We start from the raw sequence: 25,893 nt of genomic DNA on the forward strand, positions 1-25,893 counted from the left end.
CGCCTCCTCGGACGGCGGCCACGGGTACCCGCCGATCCTAGGCCGGTCCTCGCCGGGGGTGCGAGCCGGGACCGTCACTAGGATGGGCTCCATGACCGCCTCGAACGTCCGCGTCCGCTTCTGTCCGTCCCCCACCGGCACACCCCATGTGGGTCTCGTCCGTACGGCCCTGTTCAACTGGGCCCACGCCCGGCACACGGGTGGCACGTTCGTCTTCCGCATCGAGGACACCGACGCCGCCCGGGATTCGGAGGAGTCGTACCAGTCGCTCCTCGACGCCCTCCGGTGGCTGGGCCTCGACTGGGACGAGGGCCCCGAGGTGGGTGGCCCGTACGCGCCGTACCGCCAGTCCGAGCGGCGCGATCTGCACCTGGACGTGGTGCGCAGGCTGGTCGAGGCGGGGGAGGCGTACGAGTCGTTCTCCACCCCCGAGGAGGTCGAGGCCCGCCACCGGGCCGCCGGGCGGGACCCCAAACTCGGGTACGACGGGTTCGATCGCGACCTCACGGAGGACCAGAAGCAGGCGTTCCGTGACGAGGGGCGCGGCGCGGTGATCCGGTTGCGGATGCCGGACGAGGATCTCGCCTGGGACGACCTGGTCCGCGGGGAGACCGTGTTCAGGGCGGGCACCGTGCCGGACTTCGCGCTCACGCGGGCCAACGGGATCCCGCTCTACACGTTGGTCAATCCGGTCGACGACGCACTGATGAAGATCACCCACGTCCTCCGGGGCGAGGATCTGCTCAGCTCCACCCCCCGACAGATCGCCCTCTACCGTGCCCTGATGCGGATCGGGGTGGCGGATGACGTCCCCGCGTTCGGGCACCTGCCGTTCGTCATGGGCGACGGCAACAAGAAGCTGTCCAAGCGTGACCCCGAGTCGGACCTGTTCCTCCACCGCGACCGCGGGATGTTGCCGGAGGGGTTGCTCAACTACCTGGCCCTGCTCGGGTGGGGGCTGTCGGATGACCGCGACGTGTTCTCCCTGCAGGAGATGGTCGAGGCGTTCGACGTGCGCCAGGTGAACGCCAACCCGGCCCGCTTCGACCAGAAGAAGGCCGACGCGATCAACGCCGAGCACATCCGGCAGCTGCCGGCCGAGGAGTTCGCCCGCCGCCTGCGCGAGTACCTCGTCGCGCACCCCGACGAGGACGGAGTGACCCTGCCGGAGAGTGTCGACGCCCAGCGGTGGGCGATCGTGGCAGATCTCCTCCAGACCCGCATCGTCGTCCTGTCGGATGCGTGGAAGCTCATCCGGTTCCTCCTCGTGGACGAGGCCGGGTTCACCGTCGACGCCCAGTCTGCGGCCAAGAACCTCAAGGCGGAATCCCGAGAGGTCGTGGACGCGGCGATCGCGGCGCTGGAAGCAGTCGAGGAGTGGACGACCCCGGCCATCGCGGCCGCACTGTCCGGCGCGCTGGTGGAGAACCTGGGCATCAAGCCCCGAAAGGCCTACGGCCCCGTGCGCGTGGCGGTCACGGGATCGCACATCTCGCCGCCGCTGTTCGAGTCGTTGGAGCTGCTCGGTCGGGAGGCCACACTGTCGCGGCTGCGGTCCGCTCCCGTCGCCGACTAGCTCGGGGTCCGGAAACAGACGGATTGACCAGGCGATTTGCTATTCACCCTCGGTGGTTTGATAGTCTCTTCGAGGCGCCCCGCGAGGGGCGGAAAAGTGAATGCAGTGGCCTATGGTGTAATTGGCAACACAGCGGTTTCTGGTACCGTCGTTCTAGGTTCGAGTCCTGGTAGGCCAGCTGAGCGCGTCGCAGCGCTCGCTACAGCGGATCCCACGCGGATCCGTGTCCTAGCCCCCGTCGTCTAGCGGCCTAGGACGCCGCCCTCTCACGGCGGTAGCGTGGGTTCGAATCCCATCGGGGGTACAGCAGAAGGCGCCCGGAGCACAACGCTCCGGGCGCCTTCCTCGTTGCGGGGGACGGGGGCGGATTCCAGGGATCGCGGTCGGCCGTCGGCCCCCGCATTCGCGTCGCCGTTCAGGCCGGGGCCCGGACCGGCCCGGTCACCCTGCCCCGCCCCCGGAGGCGGATGAGATGGCGGGCGTGCTCGTCCAGTGCGTGGTCCTCGGCGGACACCGGGGCCCACCGGGGCACCGGGGTGGGTCTACCCTCCGGCCCGAGTGCCGCACAGACGGTCAGGCAGTGGGTGGTGAGCGTCCTCTCCGGAGAGGTGGCCTCTCCGGAGCCCACGTGGACCGAGACGTGCATGGTCTCGTGACCCGTGTGCAGCAGACGGGCCTCCACCTCCACGACGTGGCCGATCTTCACCGGGTGGTAGAACCGGACACCGCCGGCGTACACCGAGGTGCAGGGGGTACCCGACCACCGGGTGGCGCAGAGGTTCGCCGCGTCGTCGATCCAGGACATGATGCGCCCGCCGTGCGCGTTGCCGCCCCAGTTGACGTCCCCGGGTGCCGCGAGGAACCGCAGGGTCGAACGAGGCGCTGTGCCCGCGGCGGAATAGGTCTGCTCCGCCATCGCCCGTTCGATGTCCTTGCGCAGCCCGATGCGCATGACAGCCTCGTCGGACTCGTGGACCTCCAGGCGGGACGCGGGCGTCCAGGGAGGTACGGGGGTGGGCGCGCCGTCGCGGACGGCGATGAAGACCACGAGGCACTCGGCGCAGTGCCGGTAGTCGAGCGTCACGGGATCGCAGGCCCGGACGTCGCACTGGATGTGCATCGACGTCGAACCCGTGTGGACGAGTCGGGCCGAAACCTCGATGAGTTCGCCGGAGACGACCGGGCGGGAGAAGCGGATGTTCCCGACATAGGCGGTGACGGCGTATCCGCCGGACCACCCCGCCGCCAGGGCGTAGGCGGCCTTGTCGATCCACTCGAGGATGCGGCCGGTGTGCACCTGCGTGCCCGTGCCGACATCGGTGGGCGCAGCGAGGAACCGCAGGACGGTCTGACGAGGTGTGGTCACGCTCCGCACGCTAGTGACAGCGCGTGACGGGACGGTTGCCGCGCGTACGGATTCCGTGACGGACTCCTCACCCCCGCGCCGACGGACGGTGAGCCGGGACGCGGGGGCGTGGGAGGAGAATCAGTCCACCGTCTCCTTGAGGGTGTCCTCGCGCACGAACAGCAGAAGCACCGTGGCGACCAGGATGAGCGGCACCACGACGTGGTAGATCGGCACCAACGCGTCGTTGTAGGAACCGACGATCGCGTCGTGCAGGGGCCCGGGCAACCCGGCCAGGATCTCCGGGCTCATGGAGTTGGCCGCGCCCGAACCGTTCGAGAAGGTCTCGGCCACCGCGGCGCCCTCGGGACCGAGTTCCGCGGCCGCGGCGGGGACCCGCTCGCCCATGAGATCGGCGAGCCGGCTGACGAACAGCGAACCCACGATCGCCGAACCCATGGTGCCGCCGATCTGGCGGAAGAAGTTGTTGGACGCGGTGGCGGTGCCGACCATCGTGATCGGGAAGGTGTTCTGCACGATCAGTACGAGCAGTTGCATACACAATCCGAGACCGAAGCCGAACACGAACAGCACCACGCCCAGGTGCACCAGGGTGTCTCCGGCCTCCAGCGAACCGATGAGCCACAGGCCCGCGGCCATGATCACGGTGCCGACCACCGGGTACCACTTGTATCGGCCGGTCCGGCTGACGATGTTGCCCACGATGATGGACGTGCCCATCATGCCGGCCATCATCGGCGTCATCATCAGTCCGGCGGCGGTGGGGCCGAGCCCGTGGACCATCTGGATGTAGGTGGGCAGGTACGCCATGCAGCCGAACATCGCGACACCGACCAGGAGCCCGGCGCCGGTCGAGAGCGAGAAGTTCCGCTCGGCGAACAACGTCATGGGGATCAGCGGGTGTTCCGAGCGCAACTCCACCAGGACGAACGCGACCGCGCACACGACGAACAGGGCGCCCATGCCGAGGATCATCGGGTCCGTCCAGCTGTACCGGTTACCGCCCCAGGAGGAGATGAGGATCAGAGCGGTGGTGCCGGTGGCCATGAGGACCGTGCCGGGCCAGTCGGTTCGTCGACCGGCGCCACGATTCGGCAGGCGGAGCCAGACCACGGCCACGACGAGGGCGACCAGGCACACGGGGAGGTTGAACCACAGGGCCCAGCGCCAACCGGGGCCCTCGGTGAAGAACCCGCCGAGCAGGGGCCCGAGGACGGAGGACAAGCCGAAGACGGCACCCAGTACGCCCATGTACCGGCCGCGCTGCCGGGCGGGGACGACGTCGGCGACGATCGCCTGGGAGAGCACCATGAGACCGCCACCCCCGAGCCCCTGGATCGCGCGGGCCACGATGAGCAGGTCGATGTCCCACGCGACCGCCCCCAGAAGAGAGCCCGCGGAGAACAGGAGGATCGCGGTCACGAAGAGCGGCTTGCGGCCGATCTGGTCGCCGAGTTTGCCGTAGACCGGCAGGCCGATCGTCATGGTGAGCAGGTAGACGGTGATGACCCAGCTCATCCGGTCGACCCCACCGAGGTCGGCCACGATGGTCGGCAGTGCCGTGGCGAAGATCATCTGGCCCAGGGAGACGATGAGCATCCCGAGCAGCAAGGAGGTGAACACCAGCGGCACGTTGTGGGTCACCGGCGCCGGTGACGCGGAGGTCGTGGTTCCCGGATCGGCGCCGGGGGAGGGCGCGGAGGTGCGGATATCGGTTTCGCTCATGCGGGACTCCCGGCGGGATGTGAGGCTGAGGGTGCGGTGGGCGTCGTGGCGGGGGGTGCGGTTGTGTCGGGTGCGGTGGTGTCGGGTGCACCGGCGAGCAGGGCGAGTTGCCGCAACGCGGTGGCGCAGTCACCGTCGAGGTCCTCGAAGGTGGCGGAGTCGCGGGCGAGCCACGCGGACAGCCCGAGGTTCGCCGATGCCGCGACCAGGGCCACGCAGGCCCGGGCCTCGGCCTCGACCGCCACCCCGGCCAGCCGACGCAGCGACGGGTGCCGGTCGAGGTGCACGATGACCAGGTCGGTCAGGCGGAGTTGGAAGCGAGACGAGGCGGTCATCCGCGCGGCCGCCAGCTCGGGCTCGGCGCGGAAGATGGCCCGGCGGCGCTGGGCCAGCGTGGCGGTCTGGTCCCTGTCGGCGGTGCGGGTCGTCGCGAAGGCGGCGAGGTAGAGACGGAGTAGCGCGTCGAGGACGCCCTCCTCGCCGCGGTCGAGGAAGGCAGCGCGGTCGGTGTCGGTGACGTCCTCGGGCGTGGCGCCGATGACGGCGGCCTCCTTGGAGGGCACGTAGTTGAAGAACGTCCGCTTGGAGATCTCGGCGGCGGCGCAGATCTGGTCGACCGTCACCGCGTCGAAGCCGTACTCGAGCACCAGGGAGGTCGCCGCGTTCTCGATGGACACCATGGTCGCGCGGCGCTTCCGGTCGCGCAGTGAGTCGGGGTCGGGGGGAGAGGACATTCCAGTCACGATAGCCGCTTACTTCACCGAGTGCATCTTTACACCCGGTGTACGGGGGTGGTGTCGCGATTTGGCTCGTCGTCCACCGTCCGGATATAGTGGTCGAGCGCCAAGCCCCCGTCGTCTAGCGGCCTAGGACGCCGCCCTCTCACGGCGGTAGCGTGGGTTCGAATCCCATCGGGGGTACAGGGGAGATGTCCCGGTTCGTCGGCAACGACGAGCCGGGACATCTCGCATTTGTGGCCGTGGCAGGATCACCGGGGTGACCTCTCGCCGTGACCTCCTCCGCCTGGCCGTCGGTGGCGGGTTGACCCTCGCGGGGCTCACCGCGTGCGGCCCGGGAGGGGGGTCGACGACGACGACACCGGCTCCGACGGCGAGCGACCCGCTGACTCCCCCCAGTCCGATCCGTACCCCCACACCGGACGCTCCGCCACGCCGCCTCATCGCGCTCTCCTCGGCCGACCTCGACGTCCTGCACGCCCTCGACCGTGAGCCCACCGCCGCGTGGGCCGTCGACGGGACGGGCCCGCGACCGTGGCGCGACCACCCGGCACCGCCGTCGCCGGAGTGGGACGGCCCCGGACTGCCGAGCCTGCGGTCGCTGCTGCCGTTCGGGGTGGACGCGTTCGTCCTGGTCGCGGCCGACGTCACCGGGCCCGAGCTCCGTGGGTACGAGCAGCTCGCCACGGTGATCGTCGACCCGCAGGGGAGACCCGGGTGGCGGGACCACCTCGATCTCGTGGCCGGGGCCGTCGACCGCGATCCCACCCCGGCAGCCGAGACGGCCGAGAAGGCGCTCGAGGAGTGGTCGGAGGGGCAGCGTCGCCTCGGGGTGGACGCCCTCGTCGTCGTCATCGGCACCGGCGCGCGGCCCGACACCCCCGTCGCCACCCTCGCGGCGACGTCGCCACTCGGCGCCGAGATCCGTGCGCTGGGCTTCGACGTGGACTCGCGCCCCGACCCCGTTCCGTACCGGAACCTCCGGCGGCCGGGCCTGCAGGTGGTGCGGGTGGACCCGCGCGACGACGATCTCGTGGCCGCGGCGCGCCAACCAAGCGTGGCCAGCCTGCCATGGGCGCTCGAGCGGCTCACCCGCGGCCGGCGGCCCGCGTAGGGCCGGCGCGGCGGCGTCCCTGTCGACTAGAGCCGTTTGTGGATCGCATCGGCGGCGGCGAGCAGATCGGCCGCCCACTTCACGCCGGGGCGGCGACCGATGCGGTCGACCGGGCCCGACACGGAGATCGCGGCGACCACCGTGCCGGCGGCATCCCGGATCGGCGCGGAGATCGAGGCCACGCCCGCCTCCCGCTCGGCGACCGACTGCGCCCAGCCGCGCCGCCGGACGTCGGCGAGCTGGCGCTCGGTGTACGTGGCGTCGGCGAGCAGGGTGCGCTGGGTGGCGGGGTCGGCCCACGCCGCCAACACCTTCGCGCCCGAGCCCCGTGTCATGGGCAGGATCGCCCCGACGGGCACCGTGTCCCGCAGTCCCGTCGGTGGTTCCGCGGAGGCCACACAGATCCGGCGGTCACCGTCGCGCCGGTACACCTGCACGCTCTCCTCGGTCACCTCGCGCAGGCGGGGCAGCACGGAGGACGCGGCCTCGGCCAGGGAGTCCGACACGTGCGCGGCGAGCTTGGCCAGACCGGGCCCCAGGCTCCACACCCCGGCGTCGTCACGGGAGAGGAGTTGGTGGATCTCGAGCCCCACCGCGAGCCGGTGGGCGGTCGCGCGAGGCAGGCCCGTCCGCTCGCAGAGGTCGGCCAGGACGCACGGTTGCTCGGCCACGGCGTGGAGCACCGTCATCGCTTTGTCGAGGACCCCGATCCCGCTATACTGTCTCACAGTTCGACTATATCGTCCTACATGGTGAGAATCCATCGGATCCCATCAGGACGTGGAGTGGAGGCGTGATGAACGAGACCGTGTCCGGCGGCACGCGACCGCGGACCCTGGCCGAGAAGGTCTGGGACGACCACGTGGTGGTCGAGGGCGAGGGCGAGGGCGGGTCCCGGGGGCCCGACCTGCTGTTCATCGATCTCCACCTCGTCCACGAGGTCACCAGCCCTCAGGCCTTCGACGGTCTCCGCCTGGCCGGACGCCGGCTCCGCCGCCCGGACCTGACCCTGGCGACCGAGGACCACAACGTCCCGACCGACATCGTCGGCGGCGCGGTCAACCTCATCGCCGACCAGACCTCGCGGATCCAGATCGAGACGCTGCGTTCCAACTGCGAGGAGTTCGGTGTCCGGCTGTACCCGATGGGCGACCTCGAGCAGGGGATCGTCCACGTCGTGGGTCCGCAACTCGGCCTGACCCAGCCGGGCATGACCGTGGTATGCGGTGACTCGCACACCTCGACGCACGGGGCGTTCGGTTCCATCGCGATGGGCATCGGCACCTCCGAGGTCGAGCACGTCATGGCCACCCAGACGCTGGCCCTGCGCCCGTTCAAGACCATGGCCGTCACCGTCACCGGCGAGCTGCAGCCCGGCGTCACCGCCAAGGACCTCATCCTGGCCGTCATCGCCCAGATCGGCACCGGCGGCGGGCAGGGCTACATCATCGAGTACCGCGGCGAGGCCATCGAGAAGCTGTCGATGGAGGCGCGGATGACCATCTGCAACATGAGCATCGAGGCCGGTGCCAGGGCCGGCATGGTCGCCCCGGACCAGATCACCTACGACTACCTGCGCGGTCGCCCGCACGCGCCCGCGGGTGACGAGTGGGACGAGGCCGTGCGGTACTGGGACGGGCTCCGGACCGACGAGGACGCGGTGTTCGACACCGAGGTCGTCATCGACGGTGCCGCCCTCACCCCCTTCGTCACGTGGGGCACCAACCCCGGCCAGGGCGTGCCCCTGGGTGCGGCCGTCCCCGACCCCGAGTCGTTCACGGACGAGAGCGCGCGCATCGCCGCCGAGAGCGCCCTGGAGTACATGGACCTCGAGGCCGGCACCCCCATGCGGGACGTGCCGGTGGACGTCGTGTTCGTCGGCTCGTGCACCAACGGCCGCATCGAGGACCTGCGCGCCGTCGCCGAGGTCGTCGACGGTCACACGGTGGCCGACGGGGTCCGGATGCTCATCGTGCCGGGCTCGATGCGCGTGCGCGAACAGGCCGAGGCGGAGGGCCTGGACAAGGTCTTCACCGCCTTCGGCGCCGAATGGCGCCAACCCGGCTGTTCGATGTGCCTGGGCATGAACCCGGACTCGTTGCTGCCGGGCCAGCGGTGCGCGTCCACATCGAACCGCAATTTCGAGGGCCGCCAGGGCAAGGGGGCCCGCACCCATCTGGTCAGTCCGTCGGTCGCCGCGGCCACCGCGGTGCTCGGACACTTCGCCTCACCCGTCGACCTCGAGCCCGCGAAGGGGGCCTGACACCTCATGGAGCCGATCACCACCCACACCGGCATCGGCGCCCCGCTGCGCCGCTCCAACGTGGACACCGACCAGATCATCCCGGCCGAGTACCTCAAGCGCGTCACGCGCACCGGCTTCGAGGACGGACTCTTCTCCTCCTGGCGGGCGAAGGAGCCCGACTTCGTCCTCAACCGGGCGCCCTACGACCGCGCCTCCGTCCTGGTCGCCGGACCGGACTTCGGAACCGGGTCCTCGCGCGAGCACGCAGTGTGGGCCCTGATGGATTTCGGGTTCCGTGTGGTCATCTCCTCGCGGTTCGCCGACATCTTCCGCGGTAACTCGGGGAAGTCCGGTCTCGTGGCCGCCCAGGTCGAGCAGGAGAACGTCGAACTCCTGTGGAAGGTCATGGACGAGCGACCGGGTATCGAGCTGACCGTCGACCTGGGGTCGCGCACCGTCACGGCCGGTGACGTCACGGTACCGTTCGACATCGACGACAACACCCGGTGGCGTCTCATGGAGGGGCTCGACGACATCGGCCTCACGCTGCGCGAAGCCCACCGGATCGAGGAGTTCGAGAGTCGGCGACCCGCGTTCAAGCCGGTCACGACCCCGCGCTGATCGTGGGATAAGAAGTCGTTTCGGAGCAACCTCCGAAACGCCCCGTGTGGCGAAACCATGTGAGTATGCTTATGTTTAGTTCGGCGCGGACAGGTACCGCGCCCGCATACCTCACCCGAAGGGGGATCCCCACGTGAACAAAGCCGACCTGATCGCCGAACTGGCGGACCGGATGGGCGGAGATCACCAACTCGCCACCGAGGCCCTGGAGAACACTCTCGACATCATCGTCCGGACCGTCGCGTCCGGGGAATCCATCACCATCATGGGTTTCGGCATCTTCGAGAAGAAGTCCCGTGCGGCCCGGGTCGCCCGTAACCCCCATACCGGCGAGTCGATCCCGGTACCGCCGACCCACTCACCGGTGTTCCGGCCGGGCCAGTACTTCAAGTCCGTCATCCAGGGCACCGAGTCGCTCCCCGAGGACCGGCTCGCCGCGAAGCGCTCCAGCTCCCACCAGTCGTTCGGGGGCCTGCGCAAGAATGGTGTGAACCACCGCGAGAAGGTCAGCTGACCGACCGGCCCGCTACCGCAGCTCAGAACAGCGGTAGCGGGCTGGGGTAGTAGTCGGCGTAGGTCGGCCGCGTGCCGTCGAACCCCAGGGCCCACACGCCGGCCTTCTTGGTGGCGGCCTCGCCGACGTCGATGTCGGTCGAGCCCGCCAGGTCCCGGATCATCCCGGGGATGGCGGTTCCCTGCGAGGACACCACGGCGACGCCGTCGCCCGGGGCGATCGCGGCCAGCCGGGCCACGGCGGCTGCCGGGTCGTCGAGGTACGCCTCGTCGCTCAGCGCCGGTTCGATCGCGATCCCCACCCCGAGCTCGTCCGCCAGTGGCGCGAGTGTCTGTTCGCACCGGACCCTGGGCGCGCTGTACAACCGGGTCACGCCGAACGCCCGGAGCATCGGCACGAGCATCTCGGCCTGCGCCCGTCCGGACTTGTCGAGGGGACGCAGGTCGTCTTTCCCGCTCCACTGGCTCCTGCTGCCGGCCTTGGCGTGCCGGACGACGAGCAGGGTCTTTCCCTCGGGCGGGGCCGCGCAGAAGCGGGTGAGGATCTTACGGTCCAACGGGTAGGAGACCAGATCCTTGGCCTGCTCCACCGGGAGCCACCGGATCTCGTCGACCTCCGAGTTCGGCTCGAAGGTCCCCTCGCGGGCCATCGCCGACCAGTACGTGACCTCCTTGCGGGTGTTCTCCTTGAGGGGGTAGCCGGTGGTGCCGATGCGGGACTGCAGGACGGCGGTGAACCCCGTCTCCTCGGCGATCTCCCGGACAGCGGTGACCGGCAACGATTCGCCCGCGTCGACCTTGCCCTTGGGCAGGGACCAGTCGTCGTAGCGCGGGCGGTGGACCACCGCACACAGGCGCGAGTCGCCGTCCGTGCGGTACAGGACCGCACCCGCCGCCGGCACCACCCGGACCGTGGCCTTCTTGCTCATCGGTCCCGGAATCCCGCGTGCAGTGAGGCCGACCGCTCCTGATGGTCGACCGACTCGGCCCAGTCCTCCGGGGCGGGCATACGGGCCCAGCTGGCGTCGTGCCGGAGATGGAAGCTGCGCGTGGCCGGATCGAGGGCCGAGTCGAAGATGCGGTGGATCTGGGCCTTGAGCCGGGGATCGCTGACGGTGACCATCACCTCGACGCGGCGGTCCAGATTGCGGTGCATCATGTCCGCACTGCCGATGAGAGCCTCGTCGGCGCCCCGGAAGTGCAGGATCCGGGAGTGCTCGAGGAAGCGCCCGAGAATCGAGCGGACGTGGATGTTCTCGCTCAGGCCGGGGACGCCCGCCCGGAGGGAACAGATGCCACGGACCACGATGTCGACCGGCACCCCGGCCTGGGATGCGCGGTACAGGGCATCGATGACCTGCTCGTCGACCAGGGCGTTCGCCTTGAGCCGGATACCGGCCTCGCGTCCCTCGGCGGCCAGCTCGATCTCGCGGTCGATCCGCTCGATGATCCCCGACCGGATGCCCTCCGGCGCCACGAGGAGGCGGCGGTACTTGCTCACGTTGGAGAACCCGGTCAGGTGGTTGAACAGATCCGTCAGGTCCGACACGACGTCCTCGTCGGCGGTGAACAGGCCGACGTCCTCGTACAGGCGCGCCGTCTTGGGGTTGTAGTTGCCGGTCCCGATGTGCGCGTAGCGCTGGAGCCGGTCGCCTTCCTTGCGCACCACGAGGCAGGTCTTGCAGTGGGTCTTCAGGCCCAGGAGGCCGTACACCACGTGGACCCCGGCCTGCTCGAGCTCGCGGGCCCACCGGATGTTGTTCTGCTCGTCGAAACGGGCCTTGATCTCCACCAGCGCGACGACCTGTTTGCCGGCCGCGGCGGCATCGACCAGCGCGTTGACGATGGGGGAGTCGCCGGAGGTCCGGTACAGGGTCTGTTTGATCGCCAGGACGTCGTCGTCGGCAGCGGCCTGTTCGATGAACCGCTGGACCGTGGTGGCGAACGACTCGTAGGGGTGCTCGACGAGGACGTCGCCCTCCTGGAGGGAGGCGAAGATGTTGCGGGCCGTCTCCCTCTCACCGAACGCCGGGGGAGTGGCCGGCACCATGGGCGGGTCCTTGAGATCCGGCAGGTCCAGCCCGTGGATCTGCCAGAGCCCCGTGAGGTCCAGCAGGCCCGAGAACCGGATGACGTCGGCCGAGTCCACGTCGAGCTCACGCTGCAGGATGCGGAGCATCCGCGGGGTGGTGTCCTCCGCTATCTCCAGCCGCACGGCCGATCCGAAGCGCCGGCGGGCGAGTTCGCGCTCGAGTGCCTGCAGCAGGTCCTCGTCGCGGTCCTCCTCGACCTCCATGTCCGCGTTGCGGGTCACCCGGAATACGTGGTGCTCGACGACCTCCATGCCCTGGAACAGATCTTGGAGGTGCGCGGCGATGATGTCCTCGGCGGGGACGAACGCGTACTCGTCCGGGCCGCCGCGGTCGACCCGGACGAAGCGCGGGACGTTGTGCGGGATCTTCACCCGGGCGAAGTGCTCCTGGCCCGAGTCCAGGTCGCGGATGATCACCGCGAGGTTCAGGCTCAGCCCGGAGATGTACGGGAACGGGTGGGCAGGATCCACAGCGAGGGGCGTGAGGACGGGGAAGATCGAGTTCCGGAACAGCTCCGCGAGGGTGAAGCGTTCCTCGGCCGTGAGGTCGGCCCAGGGCAGGATCCGGATCCCGTGCTCCTCCAGCGCCGGGCGGATCTCGTCCTCGAACAGGCGGGTCTGTTCGTCGCACAGTTCCCGGGTCCGTCGGCTGATGCGGCCCAGCTGTTCGGCGGGGGTCTGGCCGTCCGCGGAGCGTACGGACAGTCCCGTCTTGTCGCGGCGCTGGAGACCGGCCACGCGGACCATGTAGAACTCGTCGAGGTTCGACGCGAAGATCGCGAGGAACTTGGCTCTCTCCAGCAGCGGGAGGTCCTTCTCCCCGGCGAGTGCGAGGACCCGGGCGTTGAAGTCGAGCCAGCTCAGTTCGCGGTTGAGGTAGCGGTCGCGGGGCCGGGGCAATCCCTGGAGGGCGGTCGGTTCGGCGGTCACGGGACCATTGTGGCCGATACCCCGGTCGCGTGGGCGAGGAGGCGGACGGAGGGGTCACGGAGGGCCCCGGCGGTGGCGGGACCGACGGACCGCCCCGGCAACCTCGCGAGATCCTCCGGGACGTCGACATCCCGGGCGGCGGCGGCCAGATCGCCCACCGCCGCGATCTGTACCGCGCCGCCCTCGTCGCGGTACCGGGCGGCCGAATCGACACCGAACCGGCAGACACGGGGAGCGGGCGCGCCGGTCCAGAACGCCATCGTGGTCCCGGCTCCGCGGTGGTCCGTGACCGTGGCGTGCGGGTGCCGGCCGGCGATGTCCAGGATCCGCGCGAGGTGCTCGGGTCGCAGTTCCGGGAGATCCGCCGCGACCACTCCGACCGGGCCCGAGACGTCGGCGAGTGCGTTGTCCAGGGCGAAATTGAGGGGGTCACCGTGGCGGGTGTCCGTACGGGCGGGTTCGTCGACGAACTCCGCCCCCGCCCCCGAGGCCAGTTCCTCCACACGGGGGTCGGCGGAGACGACGCGAACGCGGGCGACTCCCGGGGTCTCCCGGCAGGCGGCCAGGACGTCCACGGCCATCGCCACCACGAGAGCCCTCCTGCCGTCCGCGGTGAGTGCGGGCACCAACCGGCTCTTGGCGCGCTCGAGCGCCTTGACGGGGACGACGATCGTCCACCCGTCAGCCGTCGACCCGCCGTGCCCCGCTGTGCTCATCGCCCGCCATCCTGCCAGCCGGGCCTCACGAGCGTCCTCCGCCGGGTAGCGTTTGACCACGATCCGCCTGAGGGTGGCGGTCGGGAGCAGGTCGACGGTCGGGAGGCGATGATGGCGCGGATCGCGGTGATGGGTGCGGGGTCCTGGGGGACTGCGGTCGGCAAGGTTCTCGCCGACGCCGGATCCGAGGTCGTGATGTGGGCCCGTCGGGACGAGGTGGCAGCCGGGATCAACGACGCGCACTGCAACTCCAAATACCTCCCCGGCATCGTGCTGCCGGCGACGGTCACCGCGTCGACCGACCCGGCGCGGGTCCTGGCCGGCGCCGAGGAGGTCGTGCTGGCGGTCCCGTCCCAGAGTCTGCGGGGCAACCTCGAGCACTGGGTCGACCACCTCGAGCCGGAGGCCGGGGTGATCTCGCTGGCCAAGGGCATCGAGACAGGGACCCTGATGCGCATCAGCGAGGTCGTCGCGGAGGTCACCGGGCTCGACGATCGCCGGATCGCCGCGCTGTCCGGCCCCAACCTCGCGAGGGAGATCGCGGAGGGGCAGCCCGCGGCGACCGTGATCGCCTGCACGGACGACGAGCGTGCGGCCCGGCTCCAGGACGCCTTCTCCACGCCCTACTTCCGCCCGTACACCAACACCGACGTCGTGGGCTGCGAGATCGGTGGCGCCACCAAGAACGTCATCGCCCTCGTGTGCGGTATCGCCACCGGGATGGGGCTGGGCGACAACACCATGGCCACCCTCGTCACCCGAGGGCTGGCCGAGACCACCAGGCTCGGTGTGGCGCTGGGCGCCAACCAGATGACCTTCGCGGGGCTGGCGGGCCTCGGGGACCTCGTGGCGACCTGCACCTCGCCCCTGTCCCGCAACCGGACCTTCGGCGAGCGTCTGGGCAGGGGAGAGACCCTGGAACAGGCCCAGCAGGCCACCAACGGTCAGGTCGCCGAGGGGGTCAAGTCGTGCACGTCGATCCGCGAGCTGTCCCGTAGGGTCGGGGTGGAGATGCCGCTGACGGAGGCGATCCACGAGATCTGTCACGAGGGGGGCGACGCCGTCGAGGTGGCGGTGCGCCTCATGAGGCGGAGCACCAAGCCCGAGTAGCCTCGGCCCGGTGAATCGCATCACCGTTGCCGTCCTCTACGGCGGTCGCAGCTCGGAGCACTCCGTGAGCTGCGTCTCCGCCGGCGCCGTCATGTCGCACCTCGACCCCGCGATCTATGAGGTCATCCCCGTCGGGATCACCGAATCCGGGACGTGGACGCTCGGCCCGGAGGACGTGTCCGACCTGCGGATCGTCGATCGCAGCATGCCGGTCGTCGACCCGCACCGCCCCGGGGTCGCACTGGGGCTGTCCACCGACGACCGCGGGGTGCTGCGGTTCTCTGGCGGTGACCGGGCCGGGGAGGAACTCGCTCGGGTGGACGTCGTCTTCCCCGTCATGCACGGCACCCACGCGGAGGACGGGACCGTCCAGGGTTTGCTCGAACTCTCGGGCATCCCCTATGTCGGCCCGGGCGTGTTCGCCAGTGCCGCCGGCATGGACAAGGAGTTCACCAAGGTCGTCCTCGGCGCAGCGGGCCTGCCGATCGGTCAGCAGGTCGTGCTCCGGCCGGGCACCGCGACGCTCCCGGCGTCGGACCTCGACCGCTTGGGGCTTCCCTTGTTCGTCAAGCCGGCCCGCGGCGGCTCGTCCATCGGCATCACCAAGGTGTCGCGGGCGGAGGAACTCGATGCGGCGATCACCGAGGCGCGACGCTTCGACCCGAAGGTGATCGTCGAGGCCGCGATAGTCGGACGCGAGGTCGAGTGCGGGGTCCTCGAGTACCCCGATGGCCGGGTGGAGGCGAGTCTGCCCGCCGAACTGCACATCCCCGGCGAGCCCACCGGCGGGGAGGGTGGGACCGAGGGTGACGCCTTTTACGATTTCGACACCAAGTACCTCGACGACGTGACCACCTTCGACCTGCCCGCCGATCTGTCGGACGAGGAGACCGGGCGACTGCGCGCACTGGCGGTGGAGGCGTTCCACGCGTTGGACGCCCGGGGGCTGAGTCGGGTGGACTTCTTCGTCACCGCCGACGGGCCGGTGATCAACGAGGTCAACACCATTCCCGGGTTCACCCCGATCTCCATGTACCCGCAGATGTGGGCGGCGACGGGCGTGGACTACCCGACCCTGCTCGACACCCTGGTGCGGACCGCGCTCGCCCGCGGCTGAGACGGTCGCACCCCGGCCCCGTCGGCCGGGTCAGCCGATCGGTGCGGGGTCCGGCTCGACGGCCTCGAGGCTCGCGGTGAGCGCGTCGGAGAGGTCCTGGATCGGGCCGGTTCCACTGCCGTCGGGCAGTGTCACCGCGACGAACTGCGGACGGTCGACGGCGACCCAGGTCGACGCGGTGACCGCCGGGTCCGGATCGGGCTCGTTGAACCACTGGACGCCGTTGACCTCCTGCAGGCCCACCCCCACCGTGAAGGTCGGCGGAGCCGGCAGTCCGCAGCGGACGATCACCGGTTCGGCATCGGGCATCCGGTATGCCGCCGTCCCCTCCGGCGCCGGTTCGGCCAGAGCGACGCGGCCGGCCTCCCCGAGGGACTCCGGGAGCGACTCGATCAGTGCGGCGCACTCCTCGGACCCGGCTCCGGGCGAGGGGATGGGCACCGCGGCCACCGGCTCGCTCGCGGCCGCCTCCGTGGCCTCCTCACCCACCGAGCGGAACAGCACCAACACGACGGCGAGCATGACCAGCGGGACGACCACCGCGAGGACCACCACGATGGTCGACACGGGGACCGCCCGCGCACCCGGGGTACCGGTGTCCCGCGGGCCGGCGTCATACCGCCCGGCCGGGTCCGAATCCGTCGAAGCCACGTCGTGTCGTCCTTCCTCCCACGATCGGCCGCCGACTCGGGCGGCCGCTAACCTGACGGCAACGCTACAGACCCCCGCCGGTGTGCCCGGCGACGAGACACCACGGGAAGCAGAGGTGGCCGCCGTGTCCGACCGCGCCCTCACCGTCGCCGAGGCGGGCGAGGCCGCGGTGCTCGCCGTCCTGAGCGGCGCGGCCGGGCACGCCGTGGACGACCCGGTCGGCAACGGCGACGACGCCGCGGTCCTGGGACCCGCCGCCGCCACCGTGGTCACCACCGACATGCTCGTCGAGGGCACCCACTTCCGTCTGGACCTCACCGGCTGGGGCGACGTGGGCAGGCGCGCGGTGGCGCAGAACGTCTCCGACGTCCTGGCCATGGGGGCCGAGTGCACACGTGTCCTGGTCGCCCTCGCCGTGCCGGCCGCGACGACGATGGGGCAGATTGCGGACCTTGCGGAGGGTGTTCACGGGGAGGCCGCGCGATCCGGCGCCGTCGTGGTCGGCGGGGATCTCACCAGAGCGGACCTCGTCGTCGTCGGCGTGACGGCGATCGGCACCCTCCCGGACGGCGCCCGCCCCCTGCGGATCGACGGGGCGGAGCCCGGCGACACGGTCGCGCTCACCGGCGCGCCCGGACGCTCGGCCGCCGGGCTGGCGCTGCTCCTGGCCGGGCACGCCGACGGCCCGCTCCAGCGGTCGCACCGGGTACCCGTACCGCCGATCGGCTCCGGCACCGCCGCCCGACTGGCGGGCGCGCGGGCTCTCACCGACGTGAGCGACGGGCTGCTGCGCGACCTGTCGGGGCTCGCGCGGGCATCGGGCGTCGCGGCCGACCTCGTCACCGATGCGCTGCCCGTCGACCCGGTCCTGGCCGAGGCCGCGGGAACACTGGGCGTCGCGGACCCCGGGCGTCAGGTGCTGGACTGGGTCCTCGACGGTGGCGAGGACCACGGACTGCTCGGGACGTTCCCGCCCGGGGCGGTGATCCCGCCCGGGTTCACGGCGATCGGCACCGTCCGGTCGGGAGAACCCGGCCTGGTCACCCTCGACGGTGAGCCCCGCACGCCGGGAGGCTGGGACTCCGCCCGCGGCGCGAACTAGGGTGATCCGCATGGCTGTCTACGCACTGGGAGACCTCGAACCCGACATCGCACCCGACGCCTGGGTGCACCCCGATGCGGTGGTCATCGGCCGGGTGACACTCGGCGCCGGCGCCTCGGTGTGGCCCACCGCCGTCCTGCGCGGCGACTACGGGCGCATCGAGATCGGCGCGATGAGCAATATCCAGGACGGCACGATCGTCCACTGCACGGCCACCGAACCGACGATCATCGGTGAACACTGCGTGGTGGGCCACAACGCGCACATCGAGGGGGCCACCATCGGGAACGGCGTCCTCATCTCGTCGGGCTCGATCGTGCTCAACGGTTCCGTGATCGGTGACGGGGCGGTCGTGGCCGCCGGCTGCCTGGTCCCGCCCCGGTTCGACCTCCCCGCCCGCCGCATGGCGATGGGGACGCCGGCGAAGATCCGCGAGGGCGTCGAGGTGGACCCCGCGATGCTCGAGGGCAACACGCAGATGTACCACGACAACGCCATGCGCTACCGCGCCGACCTGCGTCGGCTCGACTGACCGGTGGACGACCGACACACCCCGCCCGCACCGTTGTCCGACCTTCTCGACCCCGGCTGGGCACGCGCGCTCGCGCCGGTCGAGGAACGGATCCACCGGATGGGTGATTTCCTCCGCGCCGAGAACGCGGCGGGCCGGGGGTACCTCCCCGCCGCCGACCGGGTGCTGCGCGCGTTCACCCAGCCGTTCGACGACGTGCGCGTGCTGATCGTGGGGCAGGACCCGTACCCGACGCCCGGCCACGCGGTCGGACTGAGTTTCGCGGCGGACGGCGACGTGCGTCCGCTCCCGCGAAGCCTGGTCAACATCTATCGCGAGTACACCGACGACCTGGGACTGGCGGCCCCCGGCCACGGCGACCTCGGGGCCTGGAGCCGGGCAGGGGTGCTGCTGCTCAACAGGGTGCTCACCGTCGCGCCCGGGGAGCCCGCCTCCCACCGTCGCAAGGGGTGGGAGGAGGTCACCGGGCGGGCGATCGAGGCCCTGGTCGAGCGGGATCGCCCGATGGTGGCGATCCTGTGGGGGCGCCATGCGCAGTCGCTGGCGCCGATGCTGGGGGACACCCCCGTGATCGCCTCCGCGCACCCGTCGCCGCTCTCGGCGTCGCGCGGGTTCTTCGGCTCACGGCCGTTCAGCCGCGCCGACGAGGAACTGAGGCGACTCGGTGCCGAGCCGATGGACTGGCGACTACCGGAGGATCCGCTACAGATGTAGCGGACCCGGCCGGTCCACGACGTGGCGTTCCCGGCTCAGCCCCGTCCGAACTCCGGACGACGTTTGGCGACGAACGCATCCACGCCCTCGATGCCGTCCGGCGAGACGGCGAGGCGGGCGATCGACTCGCGCTCGGCGTCGAGCTGATCCGACAGCGTGGCGTTCTCGGAGGCACGCAGGAGCGCCTTCGCGGCGGCGTGGGATTCGCGCGGTCCGGCCGCGAGACGCACAGCCAGCGACCGGGCGGCCTCCCGGACGTCGCCGTCGACGAAGGTCGTGAGCAGGCCCAACTGGAAGGCTCGCTCACCGTCCATCGGCTCGTTGCCGAGGATGAACGCCCGCGCGGCGGGCTGACCGACCGCGCGCGGCAGGCGCCACGACATCCCTCCGTCCGGCGACAGCCCGATGCCCGGATACGCCGCAAGCAGTCGGGTGTCGGGCCCGCCGACCGAGAAGTCCGCGGCCATGGACAGCGAGGCGCCGGCGCCGGCCGCCCACCCCGCGACCGCGGCGACCACGGGCACGGTCACCTCGTCGAGCATCCGGACGACCCCGTGCAGCCGGTCCGCGAGCTCCCGCACGTGCTCCGAACGGTCCTCGGCCGCGGCGAAGCCCGGGACGTTGCCGCCGTTGCAGAAATTCTTGCCCAGGCCCACCAGCAGGACCGACCCGGCGTAGATCTCGCCGTCGAGGAGCGCACGGAGGGCGATGGCCGCCTGATCGACCGCGTCGGAATCGAGTGAGTTGCCCTTGCCCTCCAGCGAGACCGGGAGCGTGAGTACCCCATCGGTGAGAGTGACGAGGGGGGTGGCGGTGAGGTCTGCGGTCATCGTGGTGCTCCCGGGTCGTGTCGGCCGTCTCGGCTAGTCGGACGGCTGTCGAGTGCAGAGGGTACTAGGCTTGGCCGGGCCGACAGGGAAGATGGCCGCAGGGGTGGGCGCGCGGTGAGGAGGGGTGATGACGCAGGAGTCGACACGTGTCGAGGAACGTCCGTCGACCCTCGACGCGCACGGGCTGCTCACGTGGGCCCGGCGGTGCGTCGAGCAGCTCGCCGCCCGCCGCGAGGAGATCAACGCCCTCAACGTCTTCCCGGTCCCCGACGCCGACACCGGAACGAACCTGCTCTACACCATGCGGGCGGCCGTGGACCGGGCCGAGGGCGAGGACGCGTGGATCTCCGAGGGCGGGGGCACCGCCGGCGCCCGCGAGATCGCCGTCGCGCTGGGCCACGGGGCCGTGCACGGTGCGCGGGGGAACTCCGGCGTGATCCTGTCGCAGGTGTTGCGGGCGGTCGGCGAGGCGGCGACCTTCACCGTGGTCGACGCCTCCACCTACCGGCGCGCACTGCGGACCGCGGTGACTCTCGTGGACCACGCGTTGAGCGAGCCGGTCGAGGGGACCATCGTCACGGTCCTGCGGGAGGCCGCGACCGCGGCCGGACGGTCCTCCGCCTCCTCGCTGGTCGAGGTGGCCCGCGTGGCCGCCGACGCCGGCGCCGAGGCGCTCGACAGGACCACGTCACAACTGCCCGCGCTGAGCAGGGCCGGCGTCGTCGACGCCGGCGGGCGTGGGCTGCTCGTCCTGCTGGACGCCATGGTCGAGATCCTGGCGGGTCAGACCCCCGAACGGCCGGACTACTTCATCCCGAAGGACGGCGCAGAGGCGTCGTCAACGCCCGGGCACGATACGGACGAACCGCACGAGGACGCCGGGACCCGCTACGAGGTGATGTACTCGCTCACCCACTCCGACGACGCGCGCGCCGACGAGCTGCGGACCGCACTCCGGATGGTGGGCGACAGCGTGGGTGTCGTCGGCGACGGTGGCTCCGGAGCCAACGCCAGGTGGGCGGTGCACGTCCACACCGACGACATCGGCGCCGCGATCGAGGCGGCCCTGTCGCTCGGGCGGGTCACCGAGATCCGGGTGACCGACATGCTCGACCCCGTGGGCGATCGGCCCGGGCAGCACCGGGCCCACGGCGCCGGGGACCCGCACGGTTCGGACCCGCGAACCGGCGACCCCGGGCTGCGTAAGGTCGTCGCCATCGTGCCGGAAGGGCCGCTGGCCGACCTGTTCTCCGAGGCCGGGGCGGAGACCGTCGACCCGGGGGACGACGGGGAGGGCGTGATCGACGCAGTGCTCGCCGTCGACGCCGACGAGCTCCTCGTCCTACCCAACGGCGAACTGTCCCGCGACCAGATCGGCGCCATCGATGCCGCGCTGCGCGACGGCGAGGGTCACGCACTGATCCTGCCGACCGGATCCGTGGTCCAGGGCCTGGCCGCCCTGGCGGTGCACGACCCCACGACCACCCTGTCGCTGGACGGGTTCTCCATGGCCGACGCCGCGGCCGGGACCCGGCACGCCCACCTGATCCGGGCTGAGCAGGACGCGCTGACCTTGGTGGGTCGGTGCACGGCTGGCGACCTGCTCGGCGTGGTTGGGCACGACGTCGCACTGATCGAGTCCGACGCGGTCGACGCGGTGTGTGCGCTCGTCGACCGGGTGCTGTCCTCCGGAGGCGAACTCGTCACCGTGCTGTTCAGTGACGCCTACGACGAGGCGGCGACCGAGTCGGCGCTGTCCCGCGTGCGGTCCCGCCACCCCGACATCGAGGTGGTCGGATACGCCGCCGGCCCCGGGCGGGCCGTGGCCCACGTCGGGGTCGAATGACCTCTCTGGCCACCACGGACACCCCGCTCGCCGAGGTCCTCGACCCCGGGCTGGCGGAGCGCATCACCGCGGCGTTCGGGCACCGCAGCGTCGGCGACCTGCTGCACACCCTGCCGCGCCGCTACCGCCAGCACGGACAGCGCTACGACAAGCGGGAACTGGTCGACGGCGAGCGGGTCACGGTGATCGGCAAGGTCACCACCGCGCGGACCCGCACCTACCAGACCAAGCAGCGGCAGACACGGGAGATGCTCACGCTGACGGTGGAGGACGGCGACACCACGTTCCGGGTCGTGTTCTTCGCCGGGCGCAAGATCAAGTTCATGCTCCCGGTGGGGACGCTGGCGATGTTCGACGGCACCGTCTCCCGCTTCCGCCGGTCACTGGACCTCAAGCATCCCGAGTTCCTCGTCCTGCGTCCGGTGACCGGCCCCGGCGGCCAGCTCAAGGGGTCCGGCGACCTCGCGGCGCTGGCCCGCCTGGCCGCGGAGATCGACGCCGAGGGCGGACCGAGCCTGTTCGACCGGCCACTGCTGCCCGTGTACGCGGCCAAGGAGGGGGTCACTTCCTGGGACCTGCTCGGCGCGGTGGTCACCACCCTGCGGGCGTTGGTGCCGGTGGTCGACCCGCTCGACGCCACGGTCCGGTCGGTGGCGGGCCTCATGGACCTCGACGAGGCACTGCGTAAGGCCCACCTGCCCGAGAACTCCCGGGACAAGGATCGGGCCGGGTACCGGCTGCGCTTCGACGAGGCGCTCGCGCTGCAGTTGCTGCTCGGCGCCAGGCGCCGGTTCGTCGCGCGGGACCCGGCGCCGGCCAGTCCGGTGCGCGGGGACGGGCTCCGCGCGGCCATGGAGGCCCGGATGCCGTTCGAGCTCACCGGCGGACAGTCGGCGGTACTGGAGGAGATCTCGGCGGACCTGACCCGTGATGAGCCCATGAACCGGCTCCTGCAGGGCGAGGTCGGGTCGGGCAAGACCGTGGTGGCGTTGTTGGCGATGCTCCAGGTGGTCGACGCCGGCCGGCAGTGCGTGATGCTGGCCCCCACCGAGGTCCTGGCGGTCCAGCACCACCGTTCACTGACGGCGATGCTCGGCGATCTCGGTGAGCGCGGCAGGTTGGGCGCGGCCGAGCAGGCCACCCGCGTGGTGCTGCTCACCGGGTCGATGTCCACGGCCCAGCGGCGCGCGGCCCTGCTCGACATCGTCACCGGGGAGGCCGGGATCGTCGTGGGGACGCATGCGCTGATCCAGGACTCGGTGGACTTCTTCGACCTCGGCCTGGTGGTGGTGGACGAGCAGCACCGCTTCGGCGTCAGACAGCGTGATCGTCTGCGCGCCAAGGGTCGGGCGGGGTTGGTGCCGCACCTGTTGGTGATGACCGCGACCCCGATCCCGCGGACCATCGCCATGACCGTGTTCGGGGACCTGGAGGTGTCCGAGCTCCAGGAGCTCCCCGGGGGGCGTCGCCCCATCTCCACCTCCGTCGTCCCGGCGAGGGAGAAACCGCGGTGGCTCCAGCGGACCTGGGAGCGGGTGCGCGAGGAGGTGGAGGCCGGCCACCGTGCGTACGTGGTGTGCGCGCGGATCGACGCCGACGACCCCGAGAAGGGCGGCGGCGCCGACAAGGGCGGCGACAACAAGGGGGGCGACGACAAGGGCGGCGACAACAACGGCGACGACGACAACGGCGGCGACCGACCGCCGTTGGCCGCGGCCGTGGACCTGCACGAGCACCTCTCCACCGGGCCCCTGGCGGGACTGAGGATCGGACTCATGCACGGCCGACTCCCGCCGGAGGAGAAGGACGCCACCATGGCGGCGTTCGCGGCCGGCGCTCTCGACGTCCTCGTCTCCACGACCGTGATCGAGGTCGGTGTGGACGTTCCCCAGGCCACCGTCATGGTGGTCATGGACGCCGAGCGCTTCGGCGTGAGTCAGCTGCACCAGCTGCGTGGCCGCGTCGGCCGGGGCGGACTGCCCGGCCTGTGCCTGCTGGTGACCAACTCCCGCACCGGGGGTCGCTCGATGGAGCGGCTCGATGCCGTGGCGGCCACGACGGACGGCTTCGTGCTGGCGCAGTTGGACCTGGTGCAGCGCCGCGAGGGCGATGTCCTCGGGGACGCCCAGTCCGGTGCCCTCTCGGCGTTGCGGTTGCTGTCGGTGGTGGACGACGGTGAGGTGATCGAGATCGCCCGGCGCCACGCCGAACAGATCCTGGAGACCGACCCGGGGCTGCACGCCCACCCGGCGCTCGCGGAGCGGGTCCGCCGATTGGCCGGTTCCGAGGAATCCGACTACCTGTTCAGATACTGACCCACGACCACAGGGAAGACATGACCCGCATCATCTCCGGCCGCCTGCGCGGGCTGTCGATCACCGTGCCGCCGGCCGGCACCAGGCCCACCACGGACCGTGTCCGCGAGGCGCTCTTCAGTGCCATCGGAAGCCGGGTGGACCTGGACGGCGCCGCCGTTCTCGACCTGTTCGCGGGCTCCGGCGCACTCGGGCTCGAGGCGGTCTCCAGGGGAGCCGACGTGGCGTGGTTCGTCGAGGAGAACCAGCGCGCGGTGGCGTGCCTGAAGAAGAACACGGCGGGCGCGTCGTCGTCGTCGTCGTCGTTGTCGTCGTCGTCGTCCTCATCGTCGTCGTCCCCGCTCCGTCTCACAGTGAAGCGCGCGGCGTTGCCAGCCGCTGTCCGTGGCGGGTGCCCCGTCGAGGGCGGATTCCACCTCGTCCTGGCCGACCCCCCGTACGGGCGGTCCGCCGAGCTGGACGAACCGGTGCTGGACGCCCTGCTCGCCGGGGGGTGGCTCGCGGAGGACGCGCTCGTCGTCTGGGAGCGGTCGAAGCGGGACCCGGCCGTGCGGTGGCCGGGCGGGTACGAGGTCGTGTTCGAGCGCACCTACGGCGAGACCGCCGTGGAGATGGCCCGGCCTGTTGATACGGTCGCCCCATGACCACCGTCGTGTGCCCAGGCTCCTTCGATCCGGTGACCCTCGGGCACCTCGACATCATCCGGCGAGCCGCCGCGCTGTTCGACGACGTGATCGTGTGCGTGGTCGCCAACCCCAACAAGCAGGGCACCTTCTCGATCGACGAGCGCAAGGCGATGATCGACGAGGTCTGCGCCGACATCCCCGGGGTGCGGGTGGACAGCTTCTACGGACTGCTCGTGGACTACTGCCGCGATCAGGGTGCCACCGCGGTGATCAAGGGTCTGCGCGACTCCACCGACTACGACTACGAGTTGCCGATGGCCCACATGAACCGCTCGATCGCGGGGATCGACACCGTCTTCCTGCCCACCCGGGCCGACCTGGCGTTCGTCTCCTCCTCGCTGTGCCGCGAGGTCACCCGACTCGGCGGCGACGTGTCCCACCTGCTTCCGGAGCCGGTCGCCCGGGCCCTGAGGGAGCGCCTGGGCTGACGGGGAGGGGCGGGTCGCGGGCGTCGGCCCGCCGGACCTGCCGGACACACCGCCCACGCACCGGCCCGGCGACCTGTGTTGCGGGCACACTGGTGGGACAAGAGTGACGATCCGGTGAAGGGACGAGCGTGTACCGAGTGTTCCAGGCCCTCGACGAGCTGAACGCGATGATCGAGGACGCCCGCAGTCTGCCCATGACCGCGAACTGCGTGGTGCCCCGGCACGAGTCCCTGCTGTTGCTCGACGACATCCGTGACTCGTTCCCCGGCGAACTCGACGACGCCCAGGACGTGCTGGACCAGCGCGACAGGGTGCTCGCGGAGGCCGATGCCACCGCCCGCGAGACGGTCGCCGCCGCCGACGCCGAGGCGGACCGCACCCTGCGCGAGGCGCGCGAGGACGCGGATGCCATGCTCGCCGACGCCAAGGCCCGCGCCGACCGCATGGTCGCCGAGGCGACCACCCACGCCGACGGGCTGGTGGGCGACGCCCGCGCCGAGTCGGCGGAGCTCCTCGACCGCTCGCGTCGGGATGCCGAGTCCACCACGAGCCGCGCCCGCGCGGAGGCCGACCGGCTCGTCGAACAGGCCAACATCCTCTACGACCGCACGATCACCGAAGCCCGGCAGGAGCAGCAGCGGATGCTGTCCGAGTCCGAGGTCGTCCGCATCGCCGACGAGGAGGCCGCGCGGGTGCGAGACGCCGCGCACGCCGAGAGCGAGCGTCGGCGCGAGGAATGCGACGCCTACATCGACGAGAAGATGGCCCGGTTCGAGGAGTTCCTCGGCACCACCATCCGCACCGTCAGCCGGGGTCGCGAGGAGCTGCACGGTGTCGCCCCGGTCGGGCGACGGGAGCCCACCGGCCGGCGGGGGGTCCGCGAGGACGAGCGCCCGGGCGACGGGTACGGGGACTACTGACCCCGGC

The 25,893-nt window shown here is 71.2% G+C and carries 24 protein-coding genes and 3 tRNA genes; 18 read left to right on the forward strand and 9 right to left on the reverse strand.

Annotated elements, in window-relative coordinates; genetic code table 11:
* The first annotated feature begins 91 nt into the window (after window positions 1–91).
* The 3 genes from gltX to AC3DEV_RS05325 all read left to right on the forward strand — a co-directional run bounded on the left by gltX (window position 92) and on the right by AC3DEV_RS05325 (window position 1,880).
* Window positions 92–1,576 carry a glutamate--tRNA ligase gene (gene gltX / locus AC3DEV_RS05315; RefSeq protein ID WP_488371507.1) on the forward strand — a complete coding sequence of 495 codons (1,485 nt, stop codon included), beginning with the start codon at window positions 92–94 and terminating at the stop codon, window positions 1,574–1,576.
* Window positions 1,577–1,682: 106 nt separating this feature from the next.
* Window positions 1,683–1,754 (forward strand) — tRNA-Gln (locus AC3DEV_RS05320).
* 53 nt (window positions 1,755–1,807) lie between these two features.
* Window positions 1,808–1,880 (forward strand) — tRNA-Glu (locus AC3DEV_RS05325).
* 111 nt (window positions 1,881–1,991) lie between these two features.
* Here AC3DEV_RS05325 and AC3DEV_RS05330 read toward each other — a convergent pair.
* The 3 genes from AC3DEV_RS05330 to AC3DEV_RS05340 all read right to left on the reverse strand — a co-directional run bounded on the left by AC3DEV_RS05330 (window position 1,992) and on the right by AC3DEV_RS05340 (window position 5,401).
* Window positions 1,992–2,942: an acyl-CoA thioesterase gene (locus AC3DEV_RS05330; RefSeq protein WP_488371508.1), complete on the reverse strand. Its 951-nt coding sequence runs from the start codon at window positions 2,940–2,942 to the stop codon at window positions 1,992–1,994.
* Window positions 2,943–3,062: 120 nt separating this feature from the next.
* The gene (locus AC3DEV_RS05335; protein WP_488371509.1) at window positions 3,063–4,667 is read right to left on the reverse strand and encodes an MDR family MFS transporter; all 1,605 of its coding nucleotides are present in this window, start codon (window positions 4,665–4,667) and stop codon (window positions 3,063–3,065) included.
* Window positions 4,664–5,401, reverse strand: a complete 738-nt coding sequence (locus AC3DEV_RS05340; protein WP_488371510.1) for a TetR family transcriptional regulator — start codon at window positions 5,399–5,401, stop codon at window positions 4,664–4,666. The genes AC3DEV_RS05335 and AC3DEV_RS05340 overlap by 4 nt, the downstream gene beginning before the upstream one ends.
* A gap of 113 nt (window positions 5,402–5,514) precedes the next feature.
* Here AC3DEV_RS05340 and AC3DEV_RS05345 point away from each other — a divergent pair.
* Window positions 5,515–5,587, forward strand: a tRNA-Glu gene (locus AC3DEV_RS05345).
* 76 nt (window positions 5,588–5,663) lie between these two features.
* Window positions 5,664–6,518: a TroA family protein gene (locus AC3DEV_RS05350; RefSeq protein WP_488371511.1), complete on the forward strand. Its 855-nt coding sequence runs from the start codon at window positions 5,664–5,666 to the stop codon at window positions 6,516–6,518.
* Window positions 6,519–6,544: 26 nt separating this feature from the next.
* Here AC3DEV_RS05350 and AC3DEV_RS05355 read toward each other — a convergent pair whose 3' ends face one another.
* Window positions 6,545–7,246 (reverse strand): IclR family transcriptional regulator, encoded by a 702-nt coding sequence (locus AC3DEV_RS05355; protein ID WP_067717512.1) that lies wholly within the window; start codon window positions 7,244–7,246, stop codon window positions 6,545–6,547.
* 68 nt (window positions 7,247–7,314) lie between these two features.
* On the opposite strand from AC3DEV_RS05355, the gene leuC reads away from it, so the two are divergent.
* The 3 genes from leuC to AC3DEV_RS05370 all read left to right on the forward strand — a co-directional run bounded on the left by leuC (window position 7,315) and on the right by AC3DEV_RS05370 (window position 9,898).
* Entirely contained in the window at window positions 7,315–8,781 is a 1,467-nt protein-coding gene (gene leuC, locus AC3DEV_RS05360) for a 3-isopropylmalate dehydratase large subunit (RefSeq protein WP_067717515.1), read from the forward strand.
* A gap of 6 nt (window positions 8,782–8,787) precedes the next feature.
* Window positions 8,788–9,384 (forward strand): 3-isopropylmalate dehydratase small subunit, encoded by a 597-nt coding sequence (leuD, locus tag AC3DEV_RS05365; RefSeq protein ID WP_067717524.1) that lies wholly within the window; start codon window positions 8,788–8,790, stop codon window positions 9,382–9,384.
* Between the two features lie 133 nt (window positions 9,385–9,517).
* Window positions 9,518–9,898: an HU family DNA-binding protein gene (locus AC3DEV_RS05370; RefSeq protein ID WP_067717527.1), complete on the forward strand. Its 381-nt coding sequence runs from the start codon at window positions 9,518–9,520 to the stop codon at window positions 9,896–9,898.
* Between the two features lie 22 nt (window positions 9,899–9,920).
* Here AC3DEV_RS05370 and AC3DEV_RS05375 read toward each other — a convergent pair whose 3' ends face one another.
* Genes AC3DEV_RS05375 through cofC form a run of 3 tightly spaced genes read right to left on the reverse strand, consistent with a single transcriptional unit; the run spans window position 9,921 to window position 13,635 of the window.
* Window positions 9,921–10,826 carry an NUDIX hydrolase gene (locus tag AC3DEV_RS05375; RefSeq protein WP_488371512.1) on the reverse strand — a complete coding sequence of 302 codons (906 nt, stop codon included), beginning with the start codon at window positions 10,824–10,826 and terminating at the stop codon, window positions 9,921–9,923.
* The gene (locus tag AC3DEV_RS05380) at window positions 10,823–12,919 is read right to left on the reverse strand and encodes an RNA degradosome polyphosphate kinase (protein WP_488371513.1); all 2,097 of its coding nucleotides are present in this window, start codon (window positions 12,917–12,919) and stop codon (window positions 10,823–10,825) included. Before AC3DEV_RS05380 ends, AC3DEV_RS05375 begins: the two co-directional genes overlap by 4 nt.
* Entirely contained in the window at window positions 12,916–13,635 is a 720-nt protein-coding gene (gene cofC, locus AC3DEV_RS05385; protein WP_488371514.1) for a 2-phospho-L-lactate guanylyltransferase, read from the reverse strand. The genes AC3DEV_RS05380 and cofC overlap by 4 nt, the downstream gene beginning before the upstream one ends.
* Before the next feature lie 111 nt (window positions 13,636–13,746).
* Between cofC and AC3DEV_RS05390 the strand changes: the two genes are divergently transcribed.
* Window positions 13,747–14,745 carry an NAD(P)H-dependent glycerol-3-phosphate dehydrogenase gene (locus AC3DEV_RS05390; RefSeq protein WP_069388469.1) on the forward strand — a complete coding sequence of 333 codons (999 nt, stop codon included), beginning with the start codon at window positions 13,747–13,749 and terminating at the stop codon, window positions 14,743–14,745.
* Between the two features lie 10 nt (window positions 14,746–14,755).
* Window positions 14,756–15,862 (forward strand): D-alanine--D-alanine ligase family protein, encoded by a 1,107-nt coding sequence (locus AC3DEV_RS05395; RefSeq protein WP_396443735.1) that lies wholly within the window; start codon window positions 14,756–14,758, stop codon window positions 15,860–15,862.
* 30 nt (window positions 15,863–15,892) lie between these two features.
* Here AC3DEV_RS05395 and AC3DEV_RS05400 read toward each other — a convergent pair whose 3' ends face one another.
* On the reverse strand, window positions 15,893–16,513 hold the full coding sequence (locus AC3DEV_RS05400; RefSeq protein WP_132061051.1) for a DUF3515 family protein: 621 nt from the start codon (window positions 16,511–16,513) through the stop codon (window positions 15,893–15,895).
* A gap of 124 nt (window positions 16,514–16,637) precedes the next feature.
* Here AC3DEV_RS05400 and thiL point away from each other — a divergent pair, with 124 nt between their 5' ends.
* Genes thiL through AC3DEV_RS05415 form a run of 3 tightly spaced genes read left to right on the forward strand, consistent with a single transcriptional unit; the run spans window position 16,638 to window position 18,861 of the window.
* Window positions 16,638–17,615, forward strand: coding sequence for a thiamine-phosphate kinase (gene thiL, locus AC3DEV_RS05405; RefSeq protein ID WP_253001909.1), 978 nt, complete (start codon window positions 16,638–16,640; stop codon window positions 17,613–17,615).
* A gap of 10 nt (window positions 17,616–17,625) precedes the next feature.
* Window positions 17,626–18,147, forward strand: a complete 522-nt coding sequence (locus AC3DEV_RS05410; RefSeq protein WP_067717980.1) for a gamma carbonic anhydrase family protein — start codon at window positions 17,626–17,628, stop codon at window positions 18,145–18,147.
* Between the two features lie 3 nt (window positions 18,148–18,150).
* Window positions 18,151–18,861 carry a uracil-DNA glycosylase gene (locus tag AC3DEV_RS05415; RefSeq protein ID WP_488371515.1) on the forward strand — a complete coding sequence of 237 codons (711 nt, stop codon included), beginning with the start codon at window positions 18,151–18,153 and terminating at the stop codon, window positions 18,859–18,861.
* Between the two features lie 35 nt (window positions 18,862–18,896).
* Here the strand turns inward: AC3DEV_RS05415 and AC3DEV_RS05420 are convergent, their stop codons facing one another.
* Window positions 18,897–19,691: an enoyl-CoA hydratase/isomerase family protein gene (locus AC3DEV_RS05420; protein WP_488371516.1), complete on the reverse strand. Its 795-nt coding sequence runs from the start codon at window positions 19,689–19,691 to the stop codon at window positions 18,897–18,899.
* Window positions 19,692–19,818: 127 nt separating this feature from the next.
* On the opposite strand from AC3DEV_RS05420, the gene AC3DEV_RS05425 reads away from it, so the two are divergent.
* From AC3DEV_RS05425 to AC3DEV_RS05445, 5 genes are all read left to right on the forward strand, one after another.
* Complete coding sequence (locus AC3DEV_RS05425) at window positions 19,819–21,537, forward strand: DAK2 domain-containing protein (RefSeq protein ID WP_206472314.1); 1,719 nt, start codon at window positions 19,819–19,821, stop codon at window positions 21,535–21,537.
* Entirely contained in the window at window positions 21,534–23,852 is a 2,319-nt protein-coding gene (recG, locus tag AC3DEV_RS05430) for an ATP-dependent DNA helicase RecG (protein WP_488371517.1), read from the forward strand. Before AC3DEV_RS05425 ends, recG begins: the two co-directional genes overlap by 4 nt.
* Before the next feature lie 20 nt (window positions 23,853–23,872).
* Entirely contained in the window at window positions 23,873–24,496 is a 624-nt protein-coding gene (rsmD, locus tag AC3DEV_RS05435; protein ID WP_488371518.1) for a 16S rRNA (guanine(966)-N(2))-methyltransferase RsmD, read from the forward strand.
* Window positions 24,493–24,966 (forward strand): pantetheine-phosphate adenylyltransferase, encoded by a 474-nt coding sequence (gene coaD / locus AC3DEV_RS05440; protein WP_067717556.1) that lies wholly within the window; start codon window positions 24,493–24,495, stop codon window positions 24,964–24,966. The genes rsmD and coaD overlap by 4 nt, the downstream gene beginning before the upstream one ends.
* A gap of 128 nt (window positions 24,967–25,094) precedes the next feature.
* The gene (locus tag AC3DEV_RS05445; protein ID WP_119192434.1) at window positions 25,095–25,886 is read left to right on the forward strand and encodes a DivIVA domain-containing protein; all 792 of its coding nucleotides are present in this window, start codon (window positions 25,095–25,097) and stop codon (window positions 25,884–25,886) included.
* Window positions 25,887–25,893: the final 7 nt, after the last annotated feature.

The organism is Dietzia sp. IBK-p2-15D (genome assembly GCF_057773105.1).

What these genes read in the sequence shown, in the direction of transcription:
- rsmD (WP_488371518.1), top strand. Translation starts at nt 23,873, where the DNA reads ATGACCCGCATCATCTCCGGCCGCCTGCGCGGGCTGTCGATCACCGTG.
- recG (WP_488371517.1), top strand. Translation starts at nt 21,534, where the DNA reads ATGACCTCTCTGGCCACCACGGACACCCCGCTCGCCGAGGTCCTCGAC.
- AC3DEV_RS05410 (WP_067717980.1), top strand. Translation starts at nt 17,626, where the DNA reads ATGGCTGTCTACGCACTGGGAGACCTCGAACCCGACATCGCACCCGAC.
- AC3DEV_RS05335 (WP_488371509.1), bottom strand. Translation starts at nt 4,667, where the DNA reads ATGAGCGAAACCGATATCCGCACCTCCGCGCCCTCCCCCGGCGCCGAT.
- leuC (WP_067717515.1), top strand. Translation starts at nt 7,315, where the DNA reads ATGAACGAGACCGTGTCCGGCGGCACGCGACCGCGGACCCTGGCCGAG.
- AC3DEV_RS05340 (WP_488371510.1), bottom strand. Translation starts at nt 5,401, where the DNA reads ATGTCCTCTCCCCCCGACCCCGACTCACTGCGCGACCGGAAGCGCCGC.
- AC3DEV_RS05425 (WP_206472314.1), top strand. Translation starts at nt 19,819, where the DNA reads ATGACGCAGGAGTCGACACGTGTCGAGGAACGTCCGTCGACCCTCGAC.
- AC3DEV_RS05390 (WP_069388469.1), top strand. Translation starts at nt 13,747, where the DNA reads ATGGCGCGGATCGCGGTGATGGGTGCGGGGTCCTGGGGGACTGCGGTC.
- coaD (WP_067717556.1), top strand. Translation starts at nt 24,493, where the DNA reads ATGACCACCGTCGTGTGCCCAGGCTCCTTCGATCCGGTGACCCTCGGG.
- cofC (WP_488371514.1), bottom strand. Translation starts at nt 13,635, where the DNA reads ATGAGCACAGCGGGGCACGGCGGGTCGACGGCTGACGGGTGGACGATC.
- gltX (WP_488371507.1), top strand. Translation starts at nt 92, where the DNA reads ATGACCGCCTCGAACGTCCGCGTCCGCTTCTGTCCGTCCCCCACCGGC.
- AC3DEV_RS05420 (WP_488371516.1), bottom strand. Translation starts at nt 19,691, where the DNA reads ATGACCGCAGACCTCACCGCCACCCCCCTCGTCACTCTCACCGATGGG.
- AC3DEV_RS05375 (WP_488371512.1), bottom strand. Translation starts at nt 10,826, where the DNA reads ATGAGCAAGAAGGCCACGGTCCGGGTGGTGCCGGCGGCGGGTGCGGTC.
- leuD (WP_067717524.1), top strand. Translation starts at nt 8,788, where the DNA reads ATGGAGCCGATCACCACCCACACCGGCATCGGCGCCCCGCTGCGCCGC.